10 protein-coding genes and 1 pseudogene are annotated in these 8,470 nt (G+C 74.5%); 5 read left to right on the top strand and 6 right to left on the bottom strand.

Annotation, left to right across the window (positions count from 1 at the left end; genetic code table 11):
- A pseudogene (locus tag IT780_RS35840) lies at positions 1-132 on the top strand (IS481 family transposase); the annotation flags it as partial.
- Here the strand turns inward: IT780_RS35840 and IT780_RS35835 are convergent.
- The 5 genes from IT780_RS35835 to IT780_RS35815 are packed head-to-tail and all read right to left on the bottom strand — an operon-like array spanning position 129 to position 4,404.
- On the bottom strand, positions 129-977 hold the full coding sequence (locus tag IT780_RS35835; protein ID WP_199516290.1) for an ABC transporter permease: 849 nt from the start codon (positions 975-977) through the stop codon (positions 129-131). The pseudogene IT780_RS35840 and the gene IT780_RS35835 overlap by 4 nt on opposite strands.
- Complete coding sequence (locus tag IT780_RS35830; RefSeq protein WP_199516289.1) at positions 974-1,957, bottom strand: ABC transporter ATP-binding protein; 984 nt, start codon at positions 1,955-1,957, stop codon at positions 974-976. The genes IT780_RS35835 and IT780_RS35830 overlap by 4 nt, the downstream gene beginning before the upstream one ends.
- The gene (locus tag IT780_RS35825) at positions 1,954-3,036 is read right to left on the bottom strand and encodes a hypothetical protein (protein ID WP_199516288.1); all 1,083 of its coding nucleotides are present in this window, start codon (positions 3,034-3,036) and stop codon (positions 1,954-1,956) included. Before IT780_RS35825 ends, IT780_RS35830 begins: the two co-directional genes overlap by 4 nt.
- Entirely contained in the window at positions 3,017-3,577 is a 561-nt protein-coding gene (locus tag IT780_RS35820) for a sigma-70 family RNA polymerase sigma factor (RefSeq protein WP_307831548.1), read from the bottom strand. Before IT780_RS35820 ends, IT780_RS35825 begins: the two co-directional genes overlap by 20 nt.
- A gap of 44 nt (positions 3,578-3,621) precedes the next feature.
- Positions 3,622-4,404, bottom strand: a complete 783-nt coding sequence (locus IT780_RS35815) for an SDR family NAD(P)-dependent oxidoreductase (RefSeq protein ID WP_199516287.1) — start codon at positions 4,402-4,404, stop codon at positions 3,622-3,624.
- 79 nt (positions 4,405-4,483) lie between these two features.
- Here IT780_RS35815 and IT780_RS35810 point away from each other — a divergent pair, with 79 nt between their 5' ends.
- The 4 genes from IT780_RS35810 (at position 4,484) to IT780_RS35795 (ending at position 7,748) form a co-directional block, all read left to right on the top strand.
- Positions 4,484-5,035, top strand: coding sequence for a TetR/AcrR family transcriptional regulator (locus IT780_RS35810; RefSeq protein WP_199516286.1), 552 nt, complete (start codon positions 4,484-4,486; stop codon positions 5,033-5,035).
- A 55-nt stretch (positions 5,036-5,090) separates the two neighbouring features.
- Positions 5,091-5,663 carry a hypothetical protein gene (locus IT780_RS35805; RefSeq protein ID WP_199516285.1) on the top strand — a complete coding sequence of 191 codons (573 nt, stop codon included), beginning with the start codon at positions 5,091-5,093 and terminating at the stop codon, positions 5,661-5,663.
- Between the two features lie 70 nt (positions 5,664-5,733).
- Entirely contained in the window at positions 5,734-6,501 is a 768-nt protein-coding gene (locus IT780_RS35800; protein ID WP_233414036.1) for a hypothetical protein, read from the top strand.
- 26 nt (positions 6,502-6,527) lie between these two features.
- Positions 6,528-7,748, top strand: a complete 1,221-nt coding sequence (locus tag IT780_RS35795; RefSeq protein ID WP_199516284.1) for an MFS transporter — start codon at positions 6,528-6,530, stop codon at positions 7,746-7,748.
- A gap of 18 nt (positions 7,749-7,766) precedes the next feature.
- Here the strand turns inward: IT780_RS35795 and IT780_RS35790 are convergent, their stop codons facing one another.
- Entirely contained in the window at positions 7,767-8,414 is a 648-nt protein-coding gene (locus IT780_RS35790; protein WP_199516283.1) for an SDR family NAD(P)-dependent oxidoreductase, read from the bottom strand.
- Positions 8,415-8,470: the final 56 nt, after the last annotated feature.

Raw genomic sequence — 8,470 nt, 5'->3', positions numbered from 1 at the left:
ACCAGCAGCCAAGACCGCGCCGACGCACTTCCCGGATGGTTGCACACTTACAACCATCACCGCGGACACACCGCCCTCGCCGGCCAACCACCGATCACCCGCATCAACAACGGTGCTGATCACTACATCTAGAGGTCCCGGCGCTGGAAGGACAGCGCCGACAGGGTCAGTACCGCCGCGATCCAGATCGCCGCCCATCCCAGATATGCCGCCGTCAGCGGCGACATGCTCAGGAACGGTGATTCCTCGATGCCCGAGCCGACCTGCCGCAGCAGCGCCGGGTCCTGGAACGAGTTCATCGCGCCGCGCCAGAGGCCGTCCGTCGGGAGCAGCATGCGGGAGACCGTGCCCACCTGGGCGACGCTGTCGTTGCCGAGGGCCTCGCCGACCGAGCCGACCACGCCGGCGATCCAGGTGGCGCCGAACAGGCCGACGGCCACGATGCCTGAGGCCATCGGGGAGATGGCGGTGGAGAGCAGCAGGCCCAGGGTGAGCAGGACCGTGGTCTGGGCGGCGAGCAGCGCCAGGCCGGTGAGCGGGTGCGGTGGCCAGTAGCCGACGGTGGCCCGGACGATGAGGAACTGGGTGAAGCCGGCCAGGCTCACGAAGACGCCGCCGAACACGACGAGCCCGAGCCACTTGCCGACCAGCACCGCGCTGCGGCGGATCGGGCGGGCCAGTACCGCCAGCGCGATGCCGGACTCGACCTCCCCGGACAGGGTGGGGCCGGCGAGGAACGCCGTACCGAGGGCGGCGATCAGGCTCAGCCCGAACATCACCAGGTTGAGCACCGTGGAGCCGGCGACCCGGGCCTCGCCGCTGGTGAGGCCGCCGAACTCCGCGTCCAGCCGGGAGAAGCCCCAGGCGCTCAGCGCGAGCAGCGCGACGGTCAGGACCGCGAGCGAGCGCAACACCCGCCGCCGGGCGGCTTCCTGCAGGGTGAGGGCCGCGATCGTGAGCACGGTACGCAGGGTCATCGGTGGTCCTCCTGGGCGCCGGTACGCAGGATGTCCAGCAGCCGTTCCTCGAGGCTGATCCGGGCCGGTTCGACGGCGTGCACCCGCACCCCCAGCCCGACGAGGTCGGCGACGAGCCCGGGCACCGTGGTGTCGTCGGGCTCGGCGGGCAGCGTGACCGTGTACGCGTCCCCGCTGCGGGTGAGCCGGCCGGCGGCGGCGAGCCGGGCCTCCGCCTCCGCCCCGACGCCGTCGAGCCGCAGCCGGAGTTCGCGCCGGCCCAGCAGCTCCGCGAGCGTCCCGGCGGCCGCGACCCGGCCCTTGTCGAGGATGACGGCCCGGTCGCAGACCCGTTCGACCTCGCCGATGAGGTGCGAGTTGAGCAGCACCGCGACCCCGCGTCCGCGCAGCGACAGCAGGATGTCGCGGACGTCGGCCCGGCCCACCGGGTCGAGGGCGCTGGTGGGCTCGTCCAGCACGACGAGGTCGGGGCCGGTGACCAGGGCGACGGCCAGCCCGAGCCGCTGCTGCATACCTTTGGAGAAGCCGCCGACCCGGTCGCCGGCGCGATCGGCGAGGCCGACGAGACCCAGGCATTCGCGCCGGTCCGCGGCGGGTACGGCGGCCCCGGTCAGGCGGATGTGCAGGTTCAGCACCTCGGCGGCGGTGAGCCAGGGCTGGTACCGGAAGAGTTCGGGCAGGTAGCCGACCCGGGCGCGGGCCCGCGGGTCCCGGGCCGGGCGGCCGAGCAGCAGCACCTCGCCGGCGTCGGGCCGGACGAGGCCGAGCAGGATCTTGATGACGCTGGTCTTGCCGGCGCCGTTGGGCCCGAGCAGCCCGACCACCTCGCCGCGGCCGACGGTGAGCGACACGCCGTCGACCGCGGTCCGGCGCCGGTACCGTTTGCGCAGCCCCGAGGCCCACACGGCGGGCGCCGCGGGCAGCTCGGCGAGCAGCTGCCGCGCGGCGTCCAGGTCCGGCCCGGAGGTCACCGGCGTCACCGCAGCTCCCGGGCGACCGACAGCACCTCGTCGGCGCTGAGCGAGCCCGCCACCGCGTTGATCACGCCGGCGTCCGCCCACACCACGCCCGCCAGCGCGCCGTCGCGCGAGGTGAGGACCGTGGCGGGTTTCCCGCCGACCTTCGCGGCCGAGCTGGTCAGGTAGCGGGAGTTGACCGGCAGCGGCAGGGTCGTGCCGTCACCGGAGAAGGCCCGCAGCTGCGCCGCGACGTCCGCCGGCAGGCCGGGCAGCTTCAGCAGGTAGTCCCGCGCGGTCGCGAACGGCACCCCCGAGGAGTACGCCGCCGGCGCCACCGCGCGAGCCACCACGAGGGCCGGCACGCCCCGAGCCTCCGTCCAGACCGCGGCCATCCCCGGGCCGGCGGTGAGGCGGAACTGGCTGCCGTCGAGCCCCGGTGGCGGCGTGGGCAGCGTCTCGCCGGCCGCCGTCGCGGTCTGCGCCGCCTTCGCGGCCGAGAACGTGTACACCGCCGTGACCCGGTCGCCCACCTGGTACGTCGGTTCCCCGGTCACGCCGCGGGGCAGCTCGCCGACGCGGGGAACGGTGAGCCCGGTGAGCTGGGCAGCGGTGGAGGCGCCGGCGACCGGGCGTACGTTCGGCTCCGAGGAGACGCGCAGGTCGCCGTACGCGGAAAGGTCCGGCAGCGCGACCAGATCCGCCTGGGTGAGCGTCACCGGGGCGATGCGTTCGGTGCGGAAGATCGGTAGCCAGTCGGCCGCGGCCGCGGCACCGGCCCCGGCGAGCAGTGCCACGACGCCGGCGGCGGCGATCACGGGGCTGCGCAGGGCGGCCCGCCACCGCGCCCGCCGCGGCGGGGCGACCTGGACCGCGGGTGGTACTGCGGCAGCGCCGGCCGTCAGCCGCTGCCAGGCGGCGTCCACATCGGCGGTGACCTCGGTGCTCAGGGCGTCGGCGGCGACGGCCGCATCGGCGCGGGCGGCGGCCAGCCCGGAGAGGCACACCGGGCAGCCGGCGACGTGCTCGCGGTCGGCATCGGCGACGCCGGCCGGCTCGTCCAGCAGCCGGCGCAGCGTGCCGTCAGTCGGATGACGACGCATGGCGGTTCAACTCCTCGCGTAGGGCGGACTCGGCGCGTCGCACGGTGGTGCCCACGCTGCCGGGGGAGAGGCCGAGAGTGGCGGCGACCTCGGCGTAGCTGAGGCCGCTGTGCCGCAGGACGAGGGCGACGGCGTGCTTGCGGGGCAGCCGGGCCAGCGCGGCCCGGACGCGGCGGTGCTCGTCGCGGGTCACGACCGCGTCGGCGACGTCCGGCGAGACGGCGAGGCCGTCACCGGCCTGCCCCTCGCGAGCGGCCCGGCGACGGCCGGAACGAAGATGGTTCAGCGCGGTGTGCGCGGCGGCGACCGACAGCCAGCCCGGTGCCTCCGCGGCGGGCACGGCCGTACGCCCGAAGCTCAGGAACACCTCCTGGGCCACGTCCTCGGCCTCGTCGCGCGTCCCGAGCACCCGGGCGGCGACCCCGACGACCCGGGCGTACGCGGCGCGGAAAACGTCCTCGAGGTCGGCGCGCACGGGCGGGCCGCTCGGCTCCACCCGCCGGGCCGCCGCTGCGATCCCACCGTGTCGTACAACGTCCACACCTGTAGAGCACCACCACCGGCGCGGATGTGACAGGAAATCTTTCAGGCCGGGCGTACGGAGTTCGCCGCGGCCCTGACGACCAGGCGGCGGGGCAGCAGTCCGGCCGCGGCGGCGATGACCTTGTTCATGCGGCCGGAGACCACGCTCGCCGCCCCGGACGAGTCCAGCGCCCGCAGGGCCGTGGCGACGACGTCGGCGGGGGTCTCGAAGGTCACGCCGGTCTCGTCGGTACCGCTGACGGTGTAGAACTCGCTGCGGGTCGGGCCGGGGGACAGGGCGAGCACCCGGACCCCGGTGCCGCGCAGCTCGTACGCCAGGGCCTCGGTGAAGCGCAGCACGAAGGCCTTCGTCGCCGCGTAGACGGCCATTCCCGGCACTGGCTGGTACGCGGTCAGGCTCGCGACGTTGATCAGCGCGCCGGACCCGTGCGCGACGATGCCGGGCAGGAAGGTGGCGGTGAGGTCGGTCAGCGCCGACACGTTCACGTCGATCTGCTGGTGCATCGCCTCGGGCGTGGCCTCGAGGAAGGGGCCGGTGACGCCCAGACCGGCGCAGTTGACGAGGGCGCCGACGGCGATGCCGCGCTCGGCGAGGGCGGCGGACAGTGCCGCACCCGGCACGGGCCGGGAGAGGTCGGCGGCCAGACAGGTCACCGCGATGCCCGGCCGGTCACGGCGGAGCTCCGCGGCGAGCGCCTCGAGGCGGTCCTCGCGGCGCGCGACGAGGACGAGGCCGGCGCCCCGCTCGCCGAGCCGGCGGGCGAACTCGGCGCCGATGCCGGAGCTCGCGCCGGTGATCAGGAAGGTCGTACCCCGGTACCGCATGTCGGCGGGCCTCTCGTCGATCGATCAACAGCTGTCGACGTTAACACCCGTAAACAACGGCCTGCGTTATGGTGACCGGGTGCGGGTGCGGGGTCGGTACGACCAGCTGGTCGCCGCCGCGATGGAGCTGGCGTCGCCGGGCCTGCCGCTGTCGGTCCCGTCGCTGCGAGCGGTGGCCCGCGAGTGCGGTGTCACGCCGACCGCGGTCTACCGGCACTTCCCGTCGCAGAGCAGCCTCAACCGGGTCATCCTCCTGACCATCGACCAGGCCTTCGTCACCGCGGTGTCCGCCGCCGACGACCCCGCCCGGCCGCCCGCGGACCGGCTCCGGGGCTTCGCTCACGCGTACGCGGCCTGGGGTCTGGCCCATCCCGGCCTCTACCAGCTCCGCTTCGAGAGTGCGGACCAGCTGGGCGAGGACTACGTCCGTACGGACGCGGCCGACAAGCTCCTGGCCCACATCGACAGCGTGATCGCCGTCCTCGACGAGCCGTCGGAGGCGACGGCGGAGGACCTGTGGGTGGGGCTGCACGGCGTGGTGTCGCTGCGGATCCACAAGCGGGACCGGCCCTGGTCCGTCGCCGTCGAGGAGCAGATCGACCGGCTCCTGCGCGCCTGGGGGATCGGCTAGGACCGGGTCGCGGTGGCCGGCCGGCGGGGTTGCCCGGGGTCTGCAGGATGGGCGCATGCGAAAGACATTGATGATCGTGATGGCCGCTGTGCTCGGGCTCGTGTCGGCGGGCGCGCCGGCCGCGGCGGGGGCGCGGCCGCGGGGGATTCCGGACCGGGTCATGCTGCAGCCGGAGGATCTGGGCGGGGCGGTGCCCGGGCCGGTGGAGGACGGGCTGGTGTGGCCGTTGCTGCCGCAGCCGTGCGCGGACACGCCCGTGCCGCTGCCCGCCGCGAGCCGTACGGAGGCCGCCGACTACAGCAGCCGGTTCCGGGTCTACGAGAACGTCGCCCGTTACCGGGGCGACGGGGCGCACGCGTACATCGCCGAGCTGAAGGCGCAGCTGGCGCGGTGCGGCGTGGGCGGTGGGAGCAACGGCTTCGACCCGGTCGCCGAGGACCATCTCGGGCCGGACACCGTGCTGTTCCTCGGCAACTACGACGAGGGTGACCGGTACGTCGGTTACGTCGCCGCCGCTGTCGATCACTACGTCGTGGTGGTCATGATGTCGGACTCGACGCTGGGTGCGGCCGATCTGACCGTCCTCAACGGAGTCGCGAGCGCCGCGATGAGGCGCGCCGCGGCCTGAGGGCGCCGGGCGGACATCGATGTGTGTGATGATGGGAGCGCTCCCATAGTCGCCCCTCGAGGAGGACCGGTTGAAGCGCATCGGCCTGCTGACCGCCCTGTCCGTGCTCACGCTCCCGCTGTTCGCCGGCGGCGCCACCGCCGCGCCGCCGGCCCGGGACTGCCCGCCGCGCGGTGCCCTGTTCTGCGAGAACTTCGACCGGCTGCCGGTCGGCGGCGCCGCCAGCCTCGACTGGGGGATCGACACCCGCAACGGCACCCTCACCGTCGAGCGCCGGTCCGCCGGTCGGGGCAAGGTGCTGCACGTCCGTACGGTCGACAACGGCCGCGCGTTCCTGCGCGTCGACGACCTCGCCGTACCCGCGGAGGGTTTCTACGGCCGGATGCGGCTGCGGGTCGGCGCCTTCCCGACGGCGCCCGACTGGGCGCACTTCACCCTCGTCGAGGCGACCGGTACGGGCAGCGCCGAGGTGGTCCGCCCGGTCGGCGGCCAGTACGTCCCCCCGGCCGGCCGGTCCCTCTGGGGCATCGGGGCGGACGGCGGCCCCACCGGCGACTGGACGGCGTGGACGGAGTCCGCACCCGCCGACGCGGGGACGTGGCAATGCGTCGAATGGCGCTTCGACACGGCGACGAACACGGTGACGACCTGGTTCGACGGCGAGACCACGCTGACGGCCACCGAGGACGAGCACGGCGGCAACCCCGTACCGTTCGTGCTGCCCACCGTGGACACCGTGAAGATCGGCTGGCAGCTCTACCAGTCCGGCACGACACCCGCCGGCTTCGATGTGTGGATCGACGACCTCGCGCTCGCGTCCAGGCGGGTCGGCTGCTGAGGGACCCGGCCCGTTAAGGTTCGCGAGTGCGGGAGCTGCTGCGGGACAGGGTCTACCTCCGGTACTGGCTGGCGGTCGTCGTCTCCTACCTCGGCGACGGCATCGCGAAGGTCACCGTCGTCTACGTGGCCGCCACGCTGACCGGTGCGCCGGCCCTGTTCATCGCCGCGGTGGTGATCGCCCAGCTGCTGCCGTCCGGGGTCCTCGGGACGTTCATCGGCCCGCTGGTGGACCGGATGTCGCCGCGGGCGCTGCTGGTCGGTGCGGACCTGGCCCGCTTCGCGATCGTGCTCGCGATGATCCCCGCGGTGCGCAGCGCCCCGCTGCTGCTGGCGCTGATCTTCCTGGAGGGCGTCGGGAAGTCGGTCTTCGAGACGGCTCGGATGGCCGCGATCCCCAAGGTGGTCGGCGGTCACAGCCTGCCGTCGGCCATCGCGCTGTTCCAGAGCACGGTGCAGGCGCTCAACCTGATCGGCCCGCTGGCCGGCGGCATCCTCATCGCGGCCGTCGGCGTACGGGCGTCCTTCGTCGTCGACGCCGTGACGTTCGTGGCCAGCGCGGTGCTGCTCGGCAGCCTCGCGGTGCTGCGGGGCGCCACGGTCACCACCGCCGGCCCCGGACAGTACTGGAGGTCGCTGCGCGAGGGCATCACCGGCGCCCTGCGGATCCCGTCGCTGCGCGTGCTCGCGTGGATGATGGTCCCCGTCATGGTGGCGATCGGCCTGTTCACCACCAACGTGAACACCCAGTTGCTGGTCACGTTCGGCCTGCCCGCGTTCGACTTCGGGCTCGCCCAGGCGATGCTGGGCGGCGGGGCGGTGCTCGGCGCGTTCTCCGGGCCGGCGCTGGTCCGCCGCCTCCCGCTGACCCGGCTGCTGGCCGCCGCCGTGGGCCTGTTCGCCGTGTCTCTGCTCGTGCTCTGGCCGATCGACCACCGCTGGCCCGCCGGAGGGGTCGCGCTCGCGTGCGCGTGGTGCGCGCTCGCCGGCCTGGGCATGAGCCTCGTGCAGGTGCCGGTCGCCAACATCCTGCTCCACGACCTGCCGGACGAGCTGCGCGGACGCGGCATCGCGCTGCTCAACGCCCTCATGGTGAACTGCACCGTCGCCGGGGTCCTGCTCGGCGGCCTCGTGGCGACCTGGGCCGGCGTGTCGACCTCCATCGTGGTCACCGGCGCGGTCCTGCTCGTGCCGGCCGTCGCGTTGGCCCTGGGCACCCGCCCGGCGCGGGCGGGCAGCGTCCGGTGACGGTGCCCGCCCGCGCCGTCAGGGCAGGACGGTCAGCGCCTCGCCGGGCGCGGAGTGCAGCTCCCACAGCCGGTCCGCCACGGTGGCCGGCTCGTGCTTCAGGCCCGCACCGACCGCCCCGACGATCGTGAGCTGGGCGACGCGCAGGCCGCGTGGTGTGAGGGCCTCGTGCAGCAGCCGCACGTACGTCGTCTCGGCGGCGTTGGCGACCGCGCTGGTGGCGCGTTCGGGGCTGGGGTTCACGGCGGCGCTGCCGGTCGTGTAGAGCAGCGTGCCGCGCCCGCGTTCCAGCATCGCGGGCAGGACGGCCTCGGTGGCGGCGACCGCGCCCGTCACGCCGAGGGCCAGCGCCCGGGCCACGTCCTCGCCGGTCGTCTCACCGACCGGCTTGATGGTGGCGACGTCGGGCAGCGGCACGTACGCGAGCACGCCGGCCGGCCCGAGGCGGCCGGCCAGGTCGCGGACGGCCGTGCGCAGCGCCTGCGGGTCCTGGGCGTCGGCGGCTGCCCACTCCACCTCGGCGCCCTCGCCCCGCAGCTCCTGCGCATGCCGGTCGAGGCGGGCCTCGGTGCGGGCGACGAGCCCGATCGGGTGTCCCTCGCGGGCGAAGCGACGAGCGGTGGCCAGGCCGATACCTGGGCCGGCGCCGACGACGATGACGGACATGCGATGTCTCCTTCTCTCCACGACGGGGACGGGCCCCGTACCGATCGCGGGGATCG

Origin of the sequence: Nucisporomicrobium flavum (assembly GCF_016464385.1) — a bacterium.
Lineage (GTDB): Bacteria > Actinomycetota > Actinomycetes > Mycobacteriales > Micromonosporaceae > Actinoplanes > Actinoplanes flavus_A.
Note: the sequence above shows the minus strand (reverse complement) of the source record. Positions and strands in the feature narration are given on the sequence as shown.

Bases quoted from the DNA above. Each gene is read 5' to 3' on its own strand.
- IT780_RS35825 (WP_199516288.1), bottom strand. From the start codon at position 3,036: ATGCGTCGTCATCCGACTGACGGCACGCTGCGCCGGCTGCTGGACGAG.
- IT780_RS35815 (WP_199516287.1), bottom strand. From the start codon at position 4,404: ATGCGGTACCGGGGTACGACCTTCCTGATCACCGGCGCGAGCTCCGGC.
- IT780_RS35805 (WP_199516285.1), top strand. From the start codon at position 5,091: ATGCGAAAGACATTGATGATCGTGATGGCCGCTGTGCTCGGGCTCGTG.
- IT780_RS35835 (WP_199516290.1), bottom strand. From the start codon at position 977: ATGACCCTGCGTACCGTGCTCACGATCGCGGCCCTCACCCTGCAGGAA.
- IT780_RS35790 (WP_199516283.1), bottom strand. From the start codon at position 8,414: ATGTCCGTCATCGTCGTCGGCGCCGGCCCAGGTATCGGCCTGGCCACC.